Genomic DNA, 20787 nt, shown 5'->3' on the forward strand with positions numbered 1-20787 from the left:
TCTCCGTGGCATAGCCGTCATTTAAACGGACGTTCAGTCTACGCCGGTCCACGCGAGCGCGTGGTCGGCGAGCGCCGCGCGCACGGTTTCCATCACGCTGTCCCAATCGCCCAGCGACGGTTGCCTGAAGAGCCTCGCGCGCGGATACCAGGGCGTGTCGTTGCGCTCCAGCATCCAGCGCCAGCAGGTGTCGAAGCGGTTCAGAATCCACACCGGCCTGTTCAGCGCGCCGGCGAGATGCGCGGTGGATGTGTCGACGGAAATCACCAGATCCAGGTTCGCGACGAGCGCTGCGGTGTCGGCGAAATCGCGCAGTTCGACGGTGTGGTCCACGACATGCGCGGTGCATTCGCCGGCAGTCAATTGTTGCGCCGCCGGCCCCTTCTGCACACTGAAGAACTGCACGTTGGGCACATCGAGAAGCGGCGCGAAGCGCGCGAACGTGAGCGAACGGCGCGCGTCGTTCTTGCGAAGCTCCGCCACGTGCGGGCGGTTGCCGCCGGCCCAGACGAGGCCGACCTTGAGGCGGCCTCGTGCGTCGGCCTCGATACGCTCGCCCCATGCGCGCGCCGCAGCGGGCTCGGCAGAAAGATAAGGCGTGGACGATGGAATGCTGCCGGGCGACGTGCCGAGCGCGAGCGGCAAGCTCAACAGAGGACAGTGGCAATCGAACGGCGGCAGCGGCTCGCCGGCTTCGACGATCTGATCTGCGCCGTCGAGCGTGGACATCAGCCGCCGCAATTCAGGCTGCACTTCGAGTATGACCTTCGCGCCGAGCTTCGACACCATTGCCGCATAGCGGCAGAACTGCAGCGTGTCGCCCAGCCCCTGCTCGGCGTGCAACAGAATCGTTTTACCCGCGAGCGAAAAGTCGCCGAGCCAAAGCGGTTGCGCGACGACGCGCCGGCTCGCCTTGATGCGGCTACGCTCCCAGCGCCATTCATACTTCCGCCAGCCCGCTTCGAGCTGCCCCAGTTGCAGCAGACACAGCGCTTCGTTCCAATGGGTCTCGGCGGCTTCGGGATTGAGCGCGAGCGCGCGCCGATAGCTGGCAAGCGCCTGCTCATGTTGCCCCTGATCGATCTGCGTAAGGCCGAGGTTGTTCCATGCGTCGACGAAGCCCGGCGCCAGCTCGAGCGCGCGCTGGTAGCTGCGCTCGGCTTCATGCGGCTCGTTCATATCGGAGAGTGCATTGCCGCGATTGCTCCATGCTTCGGCGTAACCCGGTTGCAGCGCAAGCGCGCGGTCGCAGCTGGCCAGTGCGTCGGCGGGACGCTCCAGATCGCGCAGCACGCACGCGCGGTTGTTCCAGGCCTGCGCGAAATCGGGGGCGAGCGCGATCGCCCGGTCGAAGCTCGCCAGCGCGTCGAGCGGCCGATCAAGGCCCGCCTGCGCGTTGCCGCGATTATTGAGCGCGTCGGGAAACTGCGGCTGCAAGGCGAGCGCGCGATTCGCACTGGCCAACGCCTGATCGAAACGATGCAGCGCGTTCAACGCATACGCCAGGTTGGAATGAACCGCAGCCTGTTTCGGGTTGACCGCGAGCGCCCTCGCGAGCAGATCGACGCCCTCTTCGATGCGGCCGCTCTGCAACGCCAATGCGCCCAGCAGTTGCAGTGCGTCGAAATGGCGAGGCTTGAGTTCGAGAATCTCGCGATAAAGTTCCTGCGCCTCGGCCAACGCGCCGTTCTGTTGAAGCGCGACCGCTTGCCTAAGCATATGGTCCAACTGTTGCGCCAGATTGGCAGGCTTCTTCATGCGATGAATCCGGAAAAAACGCGCGCCGCGCCGCTTTGTCCCAGCGAGGCGGCACGCGTGCAGTGCTTTACTGCGCCGCCGACAGATGCTTGCGTTTGGCCAGTTCCTGCGCCATAGCGTAATGCTCCTGAATGGTCGGCAGCGCCTTTTTCGCCGCATCCTTCAACTGAGGATCGCGGCCCGAAGCGATTTCGGCCTGGAACGCCGACAATGCCTTTTGCTCGCCGGCGAGCGCGACCTGCTCGATATAAGCCTTGTCGAACTCGGCGCCACGCAGATTGTTGATGCTCGCGAGCACGGCAGTGTCAGGGTCGTTCTTCGGCACGTCGACGCCGCGCGGGCTCGCCGCGCGAAGCGCGTCCGAGATCTTAGCGTTATCGGTCGAGACGCGCTCGGCGAATGCCTTGACGTCGCGGTCGGTGGAACGCGAGGTGGCGATGCGCGCGGCATCGCGTTGGGTGGCAACGGCCTTGGTGCCGTCGGCAATGAACGTCTGGTCGGCAGCATGCAGACCCCCCGCGTCCGGCGCGGCGGCCGGCGCTGTCTGGGCGCTGGCCGACGTGGCGACGGCCAGCAGGCTCGCCATAGTGGCGCTGACGATAGTGGCGAGAGGCAAGCGGATCATACGTTCTCCTTGGATTGAAAGCGAAACGGCAACGAGGCACGGGGGCGCCGCGCGGCACCGCCGTCCCGTCGCGGAAGATTCTAGAAGCGCGCCCCGGCGAGGTGTGATACGACGCTGTGGCTTGTGTAACGGCAGGTAACCTTCACACGAATGACGCCATCTCGTGAATTAGCTGAAATGGCTCACCCAGGGATTGCCAGCAGAAATCCGGCAAAGCGCTGAATTTTTCGTCAAGCGCGCCGATAACAAAAAGTAAGAGGCGCGACGGCATCAATCCACGCGAGCGCGCCACGCACCGCAATCCTGGAGAGATTCGATGGCAGCAGATAACCGCGCGCACGACGAACGCAGCAACCTGACGAGTTCCAACAAATTCGAACTGCTGCTGTATCGGCTGGGCTCCGTCCCCGGCAGTGACGCGCACGAGCTTTACGGCATCAACGTGTTCAAGGTCCGCGAAATTTCGACGATGCCGCCGGTCACGCCGATCGCCGGTTCGTCGCCGTTCGTGATGGGCGCCGTCGACATTCGCGGGCAGATCATTCCCGTGATCGACTTGCCCCGGCTCATGGGCTGCGAGCCCACGCGCGGCCTGAATATCCTGCTCGTCACCGAATTCGCGCGCTCCACCCAGGCGTTCGCGGTCGAGGAAGTGGACGACATCGTGCGACTCGAGTGGAATCAGGTGCTCTCCGCGGAAGGCGCGGCGGGCGGCAATCTGGTGACGAGCATTGCGCGGATCGACGGCAATACGGGCGATTCGCGGCTCGCGCAGGTGATCGACGTCGAGCAGGTGTTGCGCGACGTGTTCCCCTCGCAGCACCCGAGCGTGGACCCGACGTCCGTGGGCGACGCACTCGGCATTCGCCCGGGCGCGAAGATTCTTGCCGCCGACGACTCCGGCTTCGCCCGCAAGCTGATCGAGCAGGCATTGACCGCGATCGGCGCCGAATACGTGATGACCAAGACCGGCGAAGAGGCGTGGCAGACCTTGCAACAAGTCGCCGAAGAAGCACAGAGCAACGGCGCGCGCGTCAAGGACAGCATCGCGCTCGTTCTGACCGACCTCGAAATGCCCGAGATGGACGGTTTCATGCTGACTCGCCAGATCAAGGCCGACGAGCGCACCCGCGACATTCCGGTGATCATCCATTCGTCGTTGACCGGCGCGGCCAACGAGGCGCATGTGAAGAACGCCGGCGCGAACGGCTATGTCGCGAAGTTTCAGGCCGGTGAACTCGCCAGCGCGATACGTAGTGCGCTGATGTCTGCCGCAGAAGCCGCGGCCTGACGAAATCGCTTGAGTGCCGGGCGTCGCCCGGCACTCGTCCTATCGTGACGCTTCGAGCGCAACCGAGAAGACCCGCCGGCCGGTTGCGACGCCCATGGTGTTGAGCATCCTGGGCGTATGGAAAGAGTCGAGCTTCGCGCGCTGTTCGGCGGTGCCGATGTCGAGCTGCGCCAGCACTTCGGCAACCACCGCGTACAGCACGCCGACATTGCCGTCCTCGATTTTTACGGCGATGCCGAGCGCGCCTTGTGCGCTTTGTGCGCCCGCCTTCGCCGTGTGCGCGGCAGTCTGACTTGATGCGCGCACGCCGATCCCATAACTGCCGTCCGCACCGAGCTTGCCGACAAGCGCGCCGCCAAACGCGTTCATCAACATCGTGCAGAAGCGGCCCTCGCCCCCCACCAGTTCCGGATAAGCCGTCATCGCGCGATAGATGCGCGCGAGCGCCACTGTCCGCGCGGTGGGCGCTGCCCCGGACGACGAGACCTCGTCCTGCGCGGCGGCCAGCTTCGCGAAGAGCCGTGCGAGACGATCGAGCGGAAAGGCCGGCGTGGGCAGATTGCAACCGTCAGTGGCCCATTGCACGCCGTCGTCCGGCAAGTCGCAAACGTCGGCCACCGTGTGCTTCACGCGGATCTGCAACGGATGCTCCGGCTGTTCGTAACCGTTCAGCGCCGCGCCGATCGAACGCGCGCCGGCCAGCATGCCCGCATGCTTGCCCGAACAATTGCTGCACACGGCGCCCGGTTTGAAATCGCGCTTGATCCAGTCGACATATACCGCATCGGACAGCGGCGGATGACCGCCGCAGCGCAGGTCGGTTTCGCTCGCCTGCGCTTTGGCGAGCATCTGCCGCGCACGTTCGATATGACGCGGCTCGCTGCTGTGCGAGGCGCACATCAGCGCGAGGTCCGCATCGTCGAAGCCGAAGCGCTCGAGCGCGCCCGTTTCCAGCACCGCCAGCGCTTGCGCGGGCTTGGCGGCGGAGCGGGCCAACGTCACGCGCGACGGGTCGCCGAACGAATACAGCAGGCGGCCATTCGAATCGACGACCGCAACATGCGCGCGGTGCGTGTTCTCTACCGAATCGCCGCGATAGACCGTCGCCGCAATCGGCCCGTCCGTGTGCAAAGTCATGCCCGTTCTCCTCGTGATCGCGCAAATCGTTGCGCTGGCAATCAAGCGTCGTGCGCCACGATTCTACGTAACGAGCGCACGGGCATCAATTGCACGCGATCAGGCCGGCATGACACGCTGCCTCAGCGCGAGACGACCGCGCCGCGCTCGCTCACTACTTCGCCGCGCTGCAACACATACGCGAGCCGCTCGCCCTGCCCGGTCAACGCGCCGATATCGTCGAGCGGATTGCCGTCGACCACCAGCACATCCGCCACCGCGCCCGCTTCGATTGCGCCGAGCTTGCCTTCTTGCGCAACGATTTCAGCGGCGATCGTGGTTGCCGAGCGCAGCGCTTCGAGATTGCCGAGCACTTCCGCGCGAATGCGCAGTTCGTCGCTCTGGAACGTGTGCATTTCGCCGAGCAGGTCGGAGCCGAAACCCATCGGCACGCCGGCGTTCGCGTAGATCTGCAGCGAATCGCGTCCTGCTTGCCGCACGGTTTCGACCTTCGCGATCGAATCGGGCGGCAACCCGTAGTCAGCGCCGTGCTTCGCAAGCGCGTCGTAGGTGACGAGCGTCGGCACGACGAACGCGCCATGTTCGCGCATCAGTTTCGCGGCTGCTTCGTCGACGAGATTGCCGTGCTCGATAGTGCGCACGCCGCAGCGAATCGCGCGCGAAATCGCGCGGCCGGTGTACGCATGCGCCATCACATAGGTGTTCGCAGCTTGCGCTTCGGCGACGATCGCGCGAATTTCGTCTTCGGAATACTGCGTGTTACCGATCGGATCGGTTGGCGATGCCACGCCGCCCGATGCCATGATCTTGATCTGCGTCGCGCCCTTCTGGATTTCTTCGCGGACGGCGAGACGCACGGCATCCACGCCGTCCACCACGCGAGCAATTGCGCCGGCGCGAAAACAGCACGAGCACGGCTCCAGCATATCGCCGCGCGGACGGAAATCGCCGTGGCCGCCCGTCTGCGAAAGCGCCTTGCCCGACGGAAAAATGCGCGGCCCCGGAACCAGGCCGTTTTCGAGCGCCTGCGTCAAACCCCAGTCCGCGCCGCCCGCATCGCGCACGGTCGTGAAGCCGCGGCCGAGCATCGCCTTCAGGATCGGCAGCGCGCGGATCGCCGTGAGGATGTTGGGCTGGGTTGCGTTCGTACCGAGGTTCGCACGCGAAGCGAGCACATGTACGTGACAATCGATCAGACCTGGCATCACCGTCTTGCCGCGCGCGTCGATCACGCGTGCGTTCGGCAGATCGACGGGACGATCGGTGACCTCGACGATATGGCCGTTCTCGATCACGACATGATGATGTTCGAGCAGAATGCCCTGCTTGAGATCGAGTACGTTGCCGCCATTGATTACCGTAATGCTCATGGGAATTGTCCTGACTTGCTGACTTGATGAGAAATCCGTGCGGCCGGAAGCGCACCGCACGCGCTGCCCGATTCAGTGCCGCTGCGGATCGCGCACGAAGAACGTGCCCGTCAGACTGATCGCGGCGGCGATCATCACGTAGAACGCGGGTGCCATGTTGCTGCCTGTCGACGCAATCAGCCACGTAATGAAGAACGGTGCGAAGCCGCCGAAAATCGTCACAGCGAAGTTGTAGGCGACCGACAGTCCCGTGGAGAGCACCTTGGTCGGAAACAGTTCGGAGAACGCCGCGAGAATGGGGCCGGTGTATGCAGCGATCAGCAGACCGAACACGCCTTGAAAAACCATCAGCGAAGCGAGGCCGGGCGCCCGGTTGATGTAGGCGAACATCGGCCAGGCCAGCACGAGAATCAGCACGGCGGCCCCCGACAGGAAGCGGCGGCGCCCGTAGCGGTCGGCGAGTTTGCCCACCACCGGAGCAAAACACATGATCATCGAGCCGCCGAACATGCCCGCGAGAAATCCGGTGGATTGCGGCAGATGCAACGTGCGAACCGAATACGTCGGCATGTAGAACAGCAGAACGTAGGTGCAAACGGTCCACAGGATCACCATCGAAAAGCTCGCGAAGGTTTCTCGCGGGAAGCGGCGGAACACTTCGGCGAGCGGCGAATCGTCTTTCGCTTCTTCGGCCACTGCGCTGAAGGCGGGCGTTTCGTCCATGCGGCTGCGAATGAAATAGCCGACGGGTCCGATCAGCATGCCGATCAGAAACGGCATTCTCCAACCCCACGAATGAAGCGCTTCGGTGCTCAGACTGCTGGTCACGAAGGTGCCGACCGCTGCGCCCAATAACACCGCAAAGCCGATGCTCGACTGAATCCAGCTCGAGTAGTACGCGCGCTTGTTAGCGGGCGCATACTCCGTGAGAAACGCCGTCGCGCTGCCCATCTCGCCGCCCGCCGAAAACCCTTGCAGCAATCGCGCGATCACGATCAGCACCGGCGCCCACAGGCCGATCTGCTGATAAGTCGGCGCAATGCCGATGAGCGCCGTGCCGCCCGCCATCAGCAGAATGGTCAGCGACAGCGCGGCCTTGCGCCCGACCTTGTCGGCATACACGCCGAGCACGATGCCGCCCACCGGACGCATGAAAAAGCCCACGCCGAACGTGGCGACGGCGAGCAGGAGCGAGGTCAGGTCATTGCCGGTCGGAAAGAACAGCTTCGCGATAATGACCGCGAAAAAGCTGTAGACGGTGAAGTCGAACCATTCGAGCCCGTTGCCGAGCACGGTCGCGATAATGGCGTGCCGCCGCTGACGCGCGAGCGTGTCCACGGAGAGCGGGACGTTGGATGAAAGCGTTCCTTGCATGGTCTCTTCCTCATCTGGCTGCCTGTCAGGCAAAGTGTCGGCAACGCGCCACGCCGTCGTCGCGGCGCTTTTGCATGCATAACGCCGATCGTAGAGAGACCTGAATTGTTTTCGAAACGAAAGATTCGCATGCACGCATGCGTGCAGCGCATGCGAACCCGCTCAGGCCGCCGCCCTGCCCGTCTGCGCTTCAGCCTGCTCGAAGAGCCACCGAGTGAACACGCGCGCGGCCTGGTTCTGTGAGCGGTCGTTCGGCGACACCACGTAGTAGCCGCCGCCGTGACTTGCGGATGCGTGGGTGGCGCGCACCAGCAGCCCTTCTTCGAGACACCGGTCGATCATGTGCCGCCAGCCGAGCACGACGCCCTGACCGAGAATCGCCATTTGCACGAGTTGCGGATAGTGATTCACCATGACTGCCTGCGGCGCAACGGGCATTTGCACGCCGTTGATGCGGAACCATTCCGGCCACGACATCCATTGACGCTGACCGTCTTCCTGAATCAGCAGCGTTTCCTGCGCAAGATCGGCGGGCTCGAGCACGCGGCCTGCGAGATAGGCGGGCGAACAAACCGGGTACACCTCCTCGTCGAAAATGCGGCGGGCGGTGTAATGCGGCTCGGCATGCTGGCGTATGTAGTAGAGGCCCACATCGAATTCGGCGGGCGACATCGACGCGAGTCCGTCGCGCACGATCATTCTGATTTTCACGTTCGGGTAAGCGGCACGAAACGCACCCAGCCGCGGCGTCAACCACAACACGGCGACGCCCGATGAACACGCGATCGTCAGATCCTGGTCGCCGTAACGCTTCATGACGTCGAGCGTCGCTTCGGAACAGTTTGTGAGCAGCCATTGCACGCGCTTTGCGTAACCCTCGCCGGCGATGGTCAGACGCAACGCGCGATGCTCACGGACGAACAGCGACCGGCCGAGAAATTCCTCGAGTTGCTGAATTTGCCGGCTGACCGCGCTTTGCGTCAGATGCAATTCCGCGGCGGCCTTGGTGAAGCTTGCATGCCGGACGGCCGATTCGAACGCGACGAGACATTGGAGCGGTGGTAAGGGAGCAATGCGCATGATGAAAGAAGCCGAGTCGCGATCGCACCATGATAGCGGGTGCGGCTCAGGCTCAGATCACCGTCGGGCATCGTCTATCAAGCGCCAGAAGCAGCTGAGAGGCGCTTGAGTTCCGCTACTTGCGCTTCGAGTTCCTTGATGCGCTCGTCACGCTCCTGCAACGCCGCGGCGACGTCCGCAGCCTCGAAACGCTGCGGAATATGCTTAGGGCAATTGACGTCCCACGCATGCACGCTCATCACAATGACGCGTTCTCCGCGTGCCTTGTAACCCTGCGGCATGAGCTTCGCGAGCAGCGCGGGATCGTCGTCGATCACACGCGCTTCGCCCCATATCTTGATGCGCCGGCGATGCGCATAGTCGACGAGAAAGAGATGCACTTTCGGGTTGTCGGCCAGATTGCCGGACGTAATGTACTGACGATTGCCGGCGAAGTCGGCGAACGCAATCGTGTGGTCGTCGAGCACGTGCAGGAAGCCCGCAGGGCCGCCGCGATGCTGGATATACGGCTGCCCTGCCGCGCTTGCGGTCGCGAAGAACACGCTGGTCTGCTGCTCGATGAAACGCGCGACGTCAGGCGTCAGCCGGGTTTGCCAGCCGTGCTCTTCTTCCATCCGGGCATAGGCGTCGCGCGATCCGTTGCGGCTTTGCAATGCCTTGACGGTGGGCGTAAAAGCAATGTCGCTCGGATAACTGTCCGGTTGCGAGTCGAGGCGTGTCATGAAGCGGCTCCTTCGCGGTTTGTCCCGCAAGTAACGCGTCAACCTTAACCGTTAAAGTCTTTCTGGAGAACCTGGCCGGATCGAGAACCGGGTTTCCATCCATTGAGAATAGCGCGCCGCTCAGGTGGTCGGCACCAGTTCTTCTTCGCGTTCGAGCGAACGCGTGTTCCTGAGTTCGGGGAAGAGCTTCATCCACAGCAAGGCGACCGTTATCGTTGCGATGCCGCCTACCAGTACGGCCGTTCGTGCGCCCCACCAGCCGGCCGTCACGCCGGATTCGAACTCGCCCAATTGATTCGACGTCCCAATGAAAAGCGAGTTGACGGCGCTCACGCGTCCGAGCATTTCATCCGGCGTGCGAAGCTGCACGAGCGACAGACGCACGACCACGCTGATGGTGTCCGACGCGCCCAGCGCCATCAACGCAAGCAGCGAAACGATGAACTGATGCGACAGGCCGAACACGAGCGTGGCGATGCCGAACACGACCACGCCGCCGAACATGGCCGCGCCGGGCCGGTTGCGCAGCGGGAAATGTGCAAGCCAGATCGTCCCGGCGAGCGCGCCGATGGCCGTGCCCGAGCGTAACAGTCCGAGCCCGAGCGGCCCCGTATGCAGAAAGTCCCGCGCGAACACCGGCAGCAATGCGGTCGCGCCGCCGAACAGCACCGCGAACAGATCGAGCGACAGCGCGCCCAATATGACCGGCTCCTTGCGAATGAACGCGATGCCGGAGAACACCGATTCGAGCGTGACAGGCGCGCGGCTTGCCGGCTTCGCGCGTAGCGGAATGCCCCACACGGCTGTCGCGGCGGCAGCAAACGACAGCATGCACGCGAGATAAGCGGCGCCCGGCCCGATGCCGTAAAGCAGACCGCCGAGCGCGGGGCCGGCGATCTGCGCCGTCTGGTTCGCCGACGTGGCCCATGCCGTCGCTTTCGGCAACTGCGCGCGCGGCACGACGCCCGGCAGCAGCGAAGCGACCGCCGGCGATTCGAACGCGCGCGCCGCGCCCACGCATGCGGCCAGCGCATAGACGACCGGCGCGCTGATCCATCCGCCAAAGGTGCCGCACGCGAACAGCAATGCGGCAATGCTTTCGAGACTCTGGCAAATCGCCGCGATGCGCCGACGATCGTAGCGGTCCGCAAAATGGCCGACCACGAGCGTGAGCAGAAACATTGGCAGGAATTGCGCGAGACCGACGAGGCCGAGCGCAAACGCGCTGTGCGTCAGCGCATAGATGTGCCAACCCATCGCGACGGCGAGCATCTGGAACGACAGCGACGAAAGAATCCGCGTGCACCAGAAGCGTTGAAACGCCGGTTGCTTCGGCAGGCTGACGCTCGAGGTATCGGTGGAGTCTTTTCGATCGTTGGAATCGGCGGGAACAGGAGGCATCGAGGTCGTCTTGTTTGATTGGGCTGTGCGCGGGCGGCAGCTAGTTTAGAGCAAGCATGCGGGTTCTGCTGACGCGGCGGTCACCGGCGCAGCGCAAGCAAGGCCGAGCCAATGCGGCCGCCTCACCGCTCCCCCGCCGTTCGCAGATCTCAATGTTTTCATTTGATAACAATTCTCATTTACATTATTCTCTCGCATCATTAATAAAAACTGACGCCGCCGGGCACCCCCGACCGCTTTGGTGCGGGCGTGCCGCGTCGTCCGAACCATCCATGCGCTTCGTGAAAACTTTTGCACTACCCGGCCGCTATCGCCGGTCCGGCATCGGCTTGCCGCTTTCGATGATGATGTACATGGTGACCGCGCCAGCCGCGATGGCCGCCGCTTCCTCCGACGCCGCGAGTACCCAGCCCTCCGCTTCGACGGAATTGCCGGCGGTCGCCGTGCAAGGCACAGCGCTCGCCGACCCGACCGTCGGTTATCGTCCGCGCACGAGCGAAACGGCGAGCGGCATCGCGACGAAGATCGGCGACATTCCGCAGTCCGTCGCGGTGGTCAGTTCGAGCGTGATGCAGGACCAGCAGGCGCGCACACTCGACGACGTGCTGAGTAACGTAAGCGGGATCACGCAGACCAACACGCTTGGCGGCACGCGCGACGCGTTCATCAAACGCGGCTTCGGTTCGAACGACGACGGCTCGATCCTCGTCGACGGCATCCGCTCGCCGATCTTGCACAACTATCTGGCGACGATCGACCGTGTCGAAGTTCTCAAAGGCCCCGCCTCACTGCTCTATGGCATTCAGGAACCGGGCGGCGTAATCAACCTGATCACGCGCAAACCGGAGGACACCTTCCACGGCTCCGTCTCGGCGAACTACACGAGCCATCACGGCAGCGGTACGGGCTTCGACCTGACCGGCCCCATCGGCCAGACGAGACAGGTCGCGGGCGGTACGCTCGCCTTTCGCCTGACCGGCGAGTACAACACGGCGCGCTACTGGCGCAGCTTCGGACGTCAGCGCGATTCGCTGATCGCACCGTCGCTGTCATGGCACGACGCCAATACATCGATCGACGTGAGCTACCAGTACGTCGATTACACGACGCCATTCGACCGGGGCACGGTGCTCGTCAACGGTCATCTCGACGACGCACGGCGCTATACGCGCTACGAGGAACCCTGGGCGCAAAGCTCGGGCGAGCAGGAAACGCTGCGGGCGAAGATTGAACATCGCTTCTCGGACGAATGGCGCGTGCGCGCGACTTACGGATGGAGCCGCGACCGCTACGACCAGTACATCACGCGCGCGACGGCGTTCAACAGCAGGACCGGCACCATGAGTCGCTCGTCGGATGCGAATCTGCAGCGCAACGACTCCGACGAGATCGCCACCGTGGGCGCGATCGGCAATCTGAATCTCGCAGGCATGCGTCACGAGCTATATGTGGGCGGCGAGTACGAACGGCAGCGCAGCTTTCGGGGCGACACGATTCGCGGCAAAGCAGTGTCCGGCTTCGATCTGTACGAGCCTGTCTATGGAATGCTCGCTGCGGGCGGCACGCCGAGCGCGGCGCAAAGCGATAGCTTGTCGAAAGTGCACACCTACTCGGTCGTCACGCAGGACACCGTACATCTGACCGACAGGTTGATCGCTGTAGGCGGCGTGCGCTGGGAGAACTGGCAGCAACTGTCGGGCGTGGGCCGTCCGTTCGTGATCGCCGATCACTCGCATGGACAGGTATGGCTGCCGCAATTCGGCCTCGTGTACCGGCTGACACCGGCGCTTTCCGCGTATGCCAACTTCAGCAAGTCGTTCGTGCCGAACGTCGCCACACAAGTGAACGAGCCGCTCGCGCCGGAATATGGGCGCGTGTTCGAAACGGGGCTGAAATTCGACTCGCACGGCATCACCGGCACGCTCGCGGTTTATCAGATCGACAAGCAGAACGTTGCAGTAACCGTCGGCGATACGACCGAGACAGTGGGCAGCGCGAGATCGCGCGGTGTCGAACTGGACGTTGCCGGACGGCTCACGCAGCACGTCAGCGTGATCGGCAGTTATGCATATACGGACGCGACGGACCGCGACGACGGCACGCGTCTCGTGAACGCAGCACGTCATACGGGCAGTCTCTTCGCCGTCTACGACACGATGCTGCCGTACCTGCCGGGGCAATGGCGCTTTGGCGGCGGCGCGCGGCTCGTGAGCAAGCGGCCGGGCGATACGGCGAACAGCTTCACGCTGCCGGGCTATGTGGTCGCCGACCTGTTTGCCGCGTACGACACGAAGATCGGCAAGATTCCCACGCATGTGCAACTGAACGTGAAGAACGTGTTCGACAAAACGTACTATCCGTCGAGCAACAGCAATCTGATCATCGCAGTCGGCGAGTCGCGGCTCGTGATGCTGAATACGACGTTTTCGTTCTAAGGCGGCATTCGACGCGATTCGCGAGACCGCGCAAATCGAGCGGACGTCGCACAAAAAGTCAGGGAGCCATCGGCTCCCTGACTTCATCGCGGCTTGCATCAGGATCGGCCCGACTGGATCGATGCATCAACGACGCAATAGCCACATCAGATAAGGGCCGCCCAGAAGCGTCGCAATCACGCCCGCCGGCATCTGTTGCGGGAAGATCATATTGCGCCCGAGCCAGTCCGACAGCACCATCAGCAAGCCGCCAATGAGCGCCGCGACGAGCATCTGCGAACGCGCGCGCGGAAAGCCGAGCAGTCGCGCGAGATGCGGCGCCATCAGGCCGACGAACGACATCGGGCCGATCACGACCGTTGCTCCCGCCGTGAGGATCGCGGCGACCGCGAGCAGCAGCAGCCGCGCGCGCTGTGCGCCGACGCCGAGCGCATCCGCCACGTTGGCGCCGAGCGGCAGAATTTCCAGCCAGCGCGCACCGAGACACGCGACGAGCACGGCGGCGACCGTACACACGCCAACGGCGACGGCCGTCGCGGGCACAATGAGGTAAGTCGAACCGTACTGCAGCGGACGCAGCAGGTTTGCATAAGCGCCGCCGCTCGCGGTCGCGAGCATGATGACTGCTTGCGCGAACGCGCTGATCGCGATGCCCGCGAGTAACACGTGCTCGGGCGCGAAACCGCTGCGGCGTCCAAGCGTGACGATCGTCAGCAGGCAAATGAGTGCACCCGCCGCCGACCCCGCGAGCAGCACGGGCGTCGACGGCGCCGTTGCGACGACCGCGGCCACCAGCATGCCGAGCATCGCGCCGCCGCTGACGCCGAGCAGGTCGGGGCTTGCCATCGGATTGCCGGTTACCCGCTGCAGGATCGTGCCCGCGAGTGCGACCATCACGCCGGCCCCGAGCGAAGCGGTCAGCCGCGGCACGCGCCAGAACCAGACATCGCTCCATTGTCGCGCGTCTGTCCATTGCCAGCCGTGCAGCGTCACCGAAAAGCACAGCGAGATGACAACCGCGGCAGCGAGCAGCCCGCCGAGCAGCAGCACGGTCACCCGCAACGCACGGCGCGGGGTTGCGCGTTCCACCGACGCTGGACGCGGCGCCTCGACGTGCAGACGGCGCAGCATCCACAGCAGCAGCGGTCCGCCGCAGAGGGCCACCGCGGCGCCAGTCGGCAGCAACTCGCCGAGCACGCCTGGCAAGCTCTGCACGGCCTGGTCGGCGATTGCGAGCAACAGCGCGCCGACGAGCGGCGCCCACAGCAGCTGGTCGCGCAGTCGGCGCGCGCCCATTAGCCGCGCGAGCACCGGACCGCCGAGCCCGATGAAGCCGATCACGCCAACCGCGCTCGCGACGAACGCGCTCAGGATCACCGCAATGGCGAGCGCGACGGGCCGCGCCCATGCGAGCGACATACCGAGCTGGCTCGCGCTGCCGTCGTCGAGAGAAAACAGCGTGAGCGGCCGCACCAGTAGCGCCGCAGCCGCACCGCAGGCAAGCACGCGCGGCAGTAGCCACACGACGCCAGCCCAGCCGTTCTGCACGAGCGAGCCGCCGCCCCAGATGAAAACGGACGTCAGCGAACGCTCGAGCACAATAGTTAGGAGGACGGACAGTGCACCGCAATACAGGTTCACGATCATTCCGGCCAGCACGATCGATACGGCAGCGAAGCCTTTACGCCAGGTCATCGCCATGGTTGCAAGCATCGCGAGTGCGGCGCCGGTCAGCGCGACCGTGAAGCGCATATCGGCGACGAGCGCGGGCGCGACGACCGCGGCTATCGTCAGTGCGAGATAGGCGCCCGCCGACACGCCGAGCGTGAGCGGTTCAGCAAGCGGGTTGCGCAATACCTGCTGAAACACGACACCGGCGAGCGACAACGCCGCGCCGGCTATCAACGCAATGGCGACGCGCGGCAGCCAGCCATAGCGCACGACGAGTTGCGGCAGCGTTGCGTCGGCGCCGGACAGCACGACGCCTGGCCATTGCGCGACCGGCAGCCGCGCCGACAGCGTGTGATAAACGAGCCACGCGGCCAGCATCAGCAGCAGCGCGGGCAGTCGCCAGGCGCGAGGGGCGGCGAAGGCGACGGTCGCCGTCGGGCGATTCATGTAGTGACTCCTTGCAGCGCGTTCGCGAGGCTATCGGCAAAACGCATCGACGCAACGACGCCGCCGAGCGCGGGCAACGGTCCAATGTGCCGCACGCGGTTTTGCCTCACGAACGGCAACGCGCCCCATAGCGGGCTTCGCGCAAGTTGTGCGGCAACGCCGGGCGGCACGCCGATCGTGACGACTTGCGCATCGGTGTGCGCCGCGAGCGCGCCGAGGTCCGCTTCGGTCATGCCCTGCGGATCGGTTATGCCCTGCCAAGCATTGTCGATTCCGAGCGCGCCGAGCACGCCGCCGAACAGGCTGTTCTTGCCGAACACGGCGATATGGCGGTCGTCGATTGGACGTAGTAGATAGAGCGGGCGCGCGGTCGCACGAAAGGCCGCGAGACGCGCGGACGCGTCGGCAAGCGCGGCGTCGGCGCGTGCGAACAGCGCATCCGCCGCGGCATCGCGTCCTAGCGCGCCGGCTAGCTTGCGGGTCGCGGCGTGAACCGCCGGATACACGTCGATGCCGGGTCCGAACAGTTGCACCGTCAACGTCGGCGCGATCCGTTCGAGCAACGCGCGCAGCGGCGCATGCCATGGCGTGATGACGATAAGCTCCGGTTTCAGCGACTCCAGCACCTCGAAATTGGGCTGATATAGCAAGCCCGTGTCGACGACGGAAGACGGCAAAGGGGGAACGCCGTCGAGCTTCGCATACCACGAGGGACGCGAAACGCCGGCCGGCACCACGCCGAGCGACAGCACGACTTCCGTCAGCGGCCAGTCGAGCACCACGACGCGCGGGTTCGAAGCGACGGAGGCGCCTACAGTCGCACGCGCGTCCGAACGCGCCGCCGCCGCGCTGGCGAGCGGAGCGCCCGATGCCGCGAGCGCCGCCGCGCCCAAGCCCGCGAGCGCGAGGCGCCGCCTGCCGCTAAAGCGCAGACGTTCCGTCATGACAACGCATGCAGTGAGCCATCGGCGCCACCCTTCGTCATGGCGATCACCATTGATAGCGTGCCGTTCCGAGCACCGTACGGCTCGCGCCCCAGTAGCAAACAGACGCGGTCGTGCAGTATGAGATGTATTCGCGGTCGAACACGTTGTTCAGATTGAGCGACAGACGCCAGTTCTGAATGTCGTAATGCGCACCCAGGTCGACGAGTACGCGCCCCGGCACCGTGAACGTGTTGGCTGCGTCGCCCGCCGAACTGCTCATATAGCGCACGCCCGAGCCGAGACCGAAGTTGCGCAGCGGTCCGCGGTGGAACGTGTAATCCGCCCACAGCGAAGCGGTGTTACGAGGCGCGATCGTTGGGCGCTTGTTCAGGCTGCTAGGCGTCGTGGTGTTCGTCACTTCCTGGTTCAGGTACGTGTACGACGCGATCACCTTCACGTCTGCGGTGACATTCGCGTGCGCTTCCAGTTCGACGCCGCGCGAGCGGATCTGACCGGTTTGTATCGCGCTGCCCAGATGGTTCGGATCGCTTACCGAGACGTTGTCCTGCGTGAGAGTGAACGCGGCGACCGAGAAGTAGCCGTCGAACCACTTCGGCTGATAACGCAAGCCGGCTTCGACCTGCCGGCCCTTGGTCGGCGCGAACGGCGCGCCCGAGTAAGTCGCGCCGAGCACCGGCTGGAACGAACGCGAATAGCTGATGTACGGCGCAATGCCGTTTTCGAACTCATACGCGAGACCGGCGCGCCAGGTGAACGCGTGATCGTTCGTGTGGTAGGTCGTGCCGGTTCCGGTGGTAAGCAACGTGGTCTGCTGGTTGCCTCCTGTCCAGTCCTCACGAACGCCGAACGTCAGCACCCAGTTGCGCCAGCGTGCCTCGTCCTGCGCATAGACGCCGACCGTGCTCAACGAATAGTCGAGGCGCGTGTTCGCTTGCTGTGTCGGTAGCGACGAGAAGTTCGGGTTGTACAGATCGACCGTGCCGAGGACGGAATTACCCTCTGTGTCGCCCAGCATCGAGCGCTGATAGTCGAGACCGAACAGCAACGTGTGCTGGACGGCGCCCGTCGTCACCCTGGCCTGCGCGTGCGTGTCGACCTCGAACTGCGTGTAGTGCTCGTTATCGACGTTGCCCCACATGGACACCGTACGCTGATTACTTCCGAGCGCGCTCGTTACCGACGTCTGGTAATAATGCTGGTCGATGTGCAGATAGCGCAGGTTCTGCGACACGCTGAGTTTGTCGTTGATCGCATGGTCGAACTGATAACCGAACCAGTACTGGGTGCGGTGCATGCCGTCGCGATCCGGATCGCCGAAGTATTTGTCCGGTCCGAGTTGACCATTTGGATTACTGAACAATGTCGCGCCTGCCGGAACCGGATTGAAGAGTCCACCGTTCGGGGCGCGCTGGAAACTGCCCTGCAGCGTGAACGTGGTGTCGCGGTTCGGGCGGATCGTGACCGACGGCGCGATGGCAAGCCGCTGGTCCTTGATTGCGCTGACTTGCGTCTCGGCGGTGCGGGCTACGCCCGTCAGCCGGTACAGCACGGTGCCATTTTTGTCGACGGGACCGCTAAAATCGAAACCCAACTGATAGTTGTTGTGGTTGCCGATCTGCATCATGAGTTCGCGATACGGTTGCTCCATCGGCAACTTGCTCACGTAGTTGACGAGGCCGCCCGGGCTGCCCTGCCCATAGAGCACTGAGGCCGGACCATGGAGCACGTCGATGCGCTCCATGAAATATGTGTCGATGCGGGGCGTCGCGAAGCGCGGCGACTGGTATAGGTGCAGGCCGTCCAGATACGAGTCGAGCGCAAAACCCCGGCCGTAAAGCTGATCGAAACGAATGTCCGTGCCGTCCTGCGAATAGACGCCCGGGGTGTACCGCAACGCCTGATCGACGGTCTGCGCGCCCTGATCGTCCATCTGCTGACGCGTCACGACTGACACGCTCTGCGGATTCGTGAGCAACGCCGAATCCGTCTTGGTTCCCGTCATAGAACGTTTGGCCACATAGCCGACGCCTGGCCCAAGCGGATTCTCAGCAGACCTGCGCACCTGAACCGCGGGCAATTCCTTCGAGGCTTCCGCGTTCGAGGCCGCGGCGGGCGAACCTTGTGCATGCGCGCCGAAGCCGGCAACGCCCAGCATCAACGCGACGTATATCGGGCGCAGGTGCGGCAAGCCGCGCTCCCGTACAGAACCGCTTTTCCCTGCCTGCTCTACCTTCATTCTTCTTGTTTCCCCATTCTTGTATCCCCGAGTCAGAGGCGGCGTCCCGCGCCGCTCCTGGTACCAGACGATTCTCTCAAGACAAGATGTTAATGTAAACAATAATCGTTCGCATTCAGTGTTAGTAGAAACGTCGCAGCCGAACGACAACAGCGCTCGTCGGATAGTCCTGCAGGGGGCGCGGCGGGCCCTGCAGAACGCCGACTGTTCAGGAGTCGCCGTGTAAGGACGCTGATGGGTCGTCGTTTCTTGGAAGCGGCTGTGCGAACCATTGCACAAGCTGCGCCGCGAGAAGCGGATGGTGGACGATGCTGGAATGAGTCGCGTCGATGTCGAACTCGTGCAGCCGACCGCGTGTGCGGTCGGCCCATGACATCCGGCGTCGCGGATCGGCGACGCGCCGAGCGCGCCACACGTGCAGGTCGCAACCGACGCGTGGCAGCGCATGCCGGGACATCAAGTCCGCGTGCATGGAATCGACGGCAAGCGCTTTGCCGAGCAGCGACGGCTCCGCCCCATCGAGCAACGCCAGTTCGGGCGCAGCCACGGAGCCTTCGTCGACGACGGGCGCAGCGCCGTCTACGCGATGCGTCGCCGTATCGACGATACCGACGAACGACACGCGCGCGCCGTGCCGCTCGAAATGATCCGCGATGGCGAATGCAAGCCGCCCGCCGAACGACCATCCGAGCAACGCGTAGTCGCCGTGCGGCTGCAGCGTTCCGATGCGCTGTGCGTAGTGCGCGGCGAGCGCCTCGAAGCTGTCGCCTTCCCATGGCTCGCCACGCAGCGCCGGCGCCTGCATCGCGATCAGGGTCACGCGGCCATTGAGCGCTTGCGCAAGCGTGCGATATTCGCCGACCATGCCGTAGCCGGGATGCAGACAGAACAGCGTGGCGGGCGCACCGAGCGCGTTCAACGGCACGGCCGGCGACGACACGGCGCACGCCCGCGCGTTCGCGTCTAGCGGCCGACGCCGCGCGAACCAGCCAGCGAGCGCGTGGGCGGACGGCACCGGCAGACTGGCCTCATACACCGCACGCGCAGCCCAGCTTCCAGCGACGGCGTCGCGCCTTGCAAGCGCCTCGAACGACTCCGGAACTGCCCTCGGCGAAGTGGAAGTCTGCGACTGCGACGAAGCCGTGCGCAAATGGGCCAGCAGTTCGCCGAGAGCGGACTCGAACGACTCGAAGAGTTGTTCCGCAAGCTCATCGGACAAGAACTGCGGCGCGTAGCCCCAGTTGAACGTCAGCGAGTTGCCGGCAATCCAGCCATTGATATCGAGCGCGCGATCGGGAATTCGCGCATGCGGCGCGATGGCGTCGCCCGACGATTCAGGCGCGAAGCCGAAGCGGCTTTCGCCGTCGAACGTTTGATCGAAGCGCCCCATGTAGTTGAAGCCGATTTCCGGGGATGACAGCGCGCTCAGCGCTGACCGGCTGGCCGCGTCGGCGCAACAGGCCAGCAGGCCCCAGCCGAGGCCGCGCAGCGGTACTGCGGCGAGACGCTCGCGCACGCGTAGCAGCGAGTCAGCGGAGTCCATGCCGCGCGGCAATGCGAGCGGGTATTGAGTGGTGAACCACCCAACCGTTCGACTGAGATCGGCGCCTTCAATCACGTCTTCGCGACCATGGCCCTCCAGTTCGACCAGCACTTCGTCACGCGCAACGGTATCGCCGATGGCGCGAGCGAGCGCGGCAAGCAGCACTTCATCGACACGCATTCTGTAGGCGCGCGGCGCTTCGCGCAGCAGCTCGGCGGTCATGTCAGGCGATAGTTTTTTGAGCAGCGTCTTTTGCGGTTGAGGATGTGAAGAAAGCGGCGGGAACAGCGGGCCGGCGCGCAACGCCGGCGCGTCGAGTGAAGTCTGCCACCATGCGAGTTCACTGACGCGCTCTGATGATTCGGCATACTGATTGATTGCGCGCACCCAGGCGCGCCATGACATCGACGGCGCTGGCAGTGCGATGGGTTCGTCGCGTTCGGCCTGTTCGTAGGCGGTTTGCAGTTCTTCGAGGAGCACGCGCCAGGAGACGCCGTCAACCGCCAGGTGATGGATCGCGATCAGTACGCGCGTTTCGTCGGGCGTCTCGAAGTGGCCCACGCGCCAGATCGGGCCGTGTTCGATGTTCAGGCTCGACTGGATGCGGTCGCAGGCCGCTGTCAGCCCGGTAAGCGAGGTGAGACGGTCGTGATGGAGTATGGCGGGTGATGGTTGTGATCCGCCGGATGCTTGCGAGATGTGTGACTCATGAGCCAGTGAAACTTGTGAAGCATGCGAGGCTCGCACAGC

At 64.3% G+C, this 20787-nt stretch carries 14 protein-coding genes; 2 read left to right on the forward strand and 12 right to left on the reverse strand.

The genetic code is table 11. From position 1 onward, the window contains the following. Positions 1-33 precede the first annotated feature (33 nt). Both BCA01S_RS13770 and BCA01S_RS13775 read right to left on the reverse strand, forming a co-directional pair. Positions 34-1758 (reverse strand): tetratricopeptide repeat protein, encoded by a 1725-nt coding sequence (locus BCA01S_RS13770; RefSeq protein ID WP_027777387.1) that lies wholly within the window; start codon positions 1756-1758, stop codon positions 34-36. A 67-nt stretch (positions 1759-1825) separates the two neighbouring features. Further along, on the reverse strand, positions 1826-2383 hold the full coding sequence (locus BCA01S_RS13775; protein ID WP_027777388.1) for a DUF4142 domain-containing protein: 558 nt from the start codon (positions 2381-2383) through the stop codon (positions 1826-1828). 316 nt (positions 2384-2699) lie between these two features. Here BCA01S_RS13775 and BCA01S_RS13785 point away from each other — a divergent pair, with 316 nt between their 5' ends. Then, positions 2700-3674: a chemotaxis protein CheV gene (locus tag BCA01S_RS13785; protein ID WP_027777389.1), complete on the forward strand. Its 975-nt coding sequence runs from the start codon at positions 2700-2702 to the stop codon at positions 3672-3674. A gap of 39 nt (positions 3675-3713) precedes the next feature. On the opposite strand, the gene BCA01S_RS13790 is transcribed toward BCA01S_RS13785, so the two are convergent. From BCA01S_RS13790 to BCA01S_RS13815, 6 genes are all read right to left on the reverse strand, one after another. Continuing rightward, positions 3714-4811, reverse strand: a complete 1098-nt coding sequence (locus tag BCA01S_RS13790; RefSeq protein WP_027777390.1) for an asparaginase — start codon at positions 4809-4811, stop codon at positions 3714-3716. 122 nt (positions 4812-4933) lie between these two features. Next, positions 4934-6181 (reverse strand): metal-dependent hydrolase family protein, encoded by a 1248-nt coding sequence (locus BCA01S_RS13795; RefSeq protein WP_027777391.1) that lies wholly within the window; start codon positions 6179-6181, stop codon positions 4934-4936. A gap of 72 nt (positions 6182-6253) precedes the next feature. Then, entirely contained in the window at positions 6254-7555 is a 1302-nt protein-coding gene (locus BCA01S_RS13800; RefSeq protein WP_027777392.1) for an MFS transporter, read from the reverse strand. Between the two features lie 162 nt (positions 7556-7717). Continuing rightward, positions 7718-8635 (reverse strand): LysR substrate-binding domain-containing protein, encoded by a 918-nt coding sequence (locus tag BCA01S_RS13805; RefSeq protein ID WP_027777393.1) that lies wholly within the window; start codon positions 8633-8635, stop codon positions 7718-7720. 77 nt (positions 8636-8712) lie between these two features. After that, complete coding sequence (locus BCA01S_RS13810) at positions 8713-9357, reverse strand: pyridoxamine 5'-phosphate oxidase family protein (RefSeq protein ID WP_027777394.1); 645 nt, start codon at positions 9355-9357, stop codon at positions 8713-8715. Between the two features lie 120 nt (positions 9358-9477). Further along, a complete protein-coding gene (locus BCA01S_RS13815; protein WP_027777395.1) occupies positions 9478-10758 on the reverse strand; it encodes an MFS transporter in 1281 nt (426 codons plus the stop codon). Between the two features lie 374 nt (positions 10759-11132). Here BCA01S_RS13815 and BCA01S_RS13820 point away from each other — a divergent pair, with 374 nt between their 5' ends. Further along, on the forward strand, positions 11133-13193 hold the full coding sequence (locus tag BCA01S_RS13820) for a TonB-dependent siderophore receptor (protein ID WP_425176064.1): 2061 nt from the start codon (positions 11133-11135) through the stop codon (positions 13191-13193). Positions 13194-13319: 126 nt separating this feature from the next. Here the strand turns inward: BCA01S_RS13820 and fhuB are convergent, their stop codons facing one another. The 4 genes from fhuB to BCA01S_RS34860 form a co-directional block, all read right to left on the reverse strand. Next, positions 13320-15311: a Fe(3+)-hydroxamate ABC transporter permease FhuB gene (fhuB, locus tag BCA01S_RS13825; protein WP_027777397.1), complete on the reverse strand. Its 1992-nt coding sequence runs from the start codon at positions 15309-15311 to the stop codon at positions 13320-13322. Further along, on the reverse strand, positions 15308-16255 hold the full coding sequence (locus BCA01S_RS13830) for an ABC transporter substrate-binding protein (RefSeq protein WP_027777398.1): 948 nt from the start codon (positions 16253-16255) through the stop codon (positions 15308-15310). Before BCA01S_RS13830 ends, fhuB begins: the two co-directional genes overlap by 4 nt. A 46-nt stretch (positions 16256-16301) precedes the next feature. Beyond that, positions 16302-18494, reverse strand: coding sequence for a TonB-dependent siderophore receptor (locus BCA01S_RS13835; RefSeq protein WP_027777399.1), 2193 nt, complete (start codon positions 18492-18494; stop codon positions 16302-16304). Positions 18495-18702: 208 nt separating this feature from the next. Then, on the reverse strand, positions 18703-20787 hold a 2085-nt coding region (locus BCA01S_RS34860; protein ID WP_042318604.1), incomplete at its 5' end, for a condensation domain-containing protein.

Origin of the sequence: Paraburkholderia caledonica NBRC 102488, assembly GCF_000685095.1 — a bacterium.
Lineage (GTDB): Bacteria > Pseudomonadota > Gammaproteobacteria > Burkholderiales > Burkholderiaceae > Paraburkholderia > Paraburkholderia caledonica.

Excerpts from the sequence above, each read along its gene's own strand:
- BCA01S_RS13790 (WP_027777390.1), bottom strand. The coding sequence starts at position 4,811 with ATGACTTTGCACACGGACGGGCCGATTGCGGCGACGGTCTATCGCGGC.
- BCA01S_RS13785 (WP_027777389.1), top strand. The coding sequence starts at position 2,700 with ATGGCAGCAGATAACCGCGCGCACGACGAACGCAGCAACCTGACGAGT.
- BCA01S_RS13810 (WP_027777394.1), bottom strand. The coding sequence starts at position 9,357 with ATGACACGCCTCGACTCGCAACCGGACAGTTATCCGAGCGACATTGCT.
- BCA01S_RS13820 (WP_425176064.1), top strand. The coding sequence starts at position 11,133 with ATGGCCGCCGCTTCCTCCGACGCCGCGAGTACCCAGCCCTCCGCTTCG.
- BCA01S_RS13770 (WP_027777387.1), bottom strand. The coding sequence starts at position 1,758 with ATGAAGAAGCCTGCCAATCTGGCGCAACAGTTGGACCATATGCTTAGG.
- BCA01S_RS13800 (WP_027777392.1), bottom strand. The coding sequence starts at position 7,555 with ATGCAAGGAACGCTTTCATCCAACGTCCCGCTCTCCGTGGACACGCTC.
- BCA01S_RS13815 (WP_027777395.1), bottom strand. The coding sequence starts at position 10,758 with ATGCCTCCTGTTCCCGCCGATTCCAACGATCGAAAAGACTCCACCGAT.
- BCA01S_RS13795 (WP_027777391.1), bottom strand. The coding sequence starts at position 6,181 with ATGAGCATTACGGTAATCAATGGCGGCAACGTACTCGATCTCAAGCAG.
- BCA01S_RS13805 (WP_027777393.1), bottom strand. The coding sequence starts at position 8,635 with ATGCGCATTGCTCCCTTACCACCGCTCCAATGTCTCGTCGCGTTCGAA.
- fhuB (WP_027777397.1), bottom strand. The coding sequence starts at position 15,311 with ATGAATCGCCCGACGGCGACCGTCGCCTTCGCCGCCCCTCGCGCCTGG.
- BCA01S_RS13830 (WP_027777398.1), bottom strand. The coding sequence starts at position 16,255 with ATGACGGAACGTCTGCGCTTTAGCGGCAGGCGGCGCCTCGCGCTCGCG.
- BCA01S_RS13775 (WP_027777388.1), bottom strand. The coding sequence starts at position 2,383 with ATGATCCGCTTGCCTCTCGCCACTATCGTCAGCGCCACTATGGCGAGC.
- BCA01S_RS13835 (WP_027777399.1), bottom strand. The coding sequence starts at position 18,494 with ATGAAGGTAGAGCAGGCAGGGAAAAGCGGTTCTGTACGGGAGCGCGGC.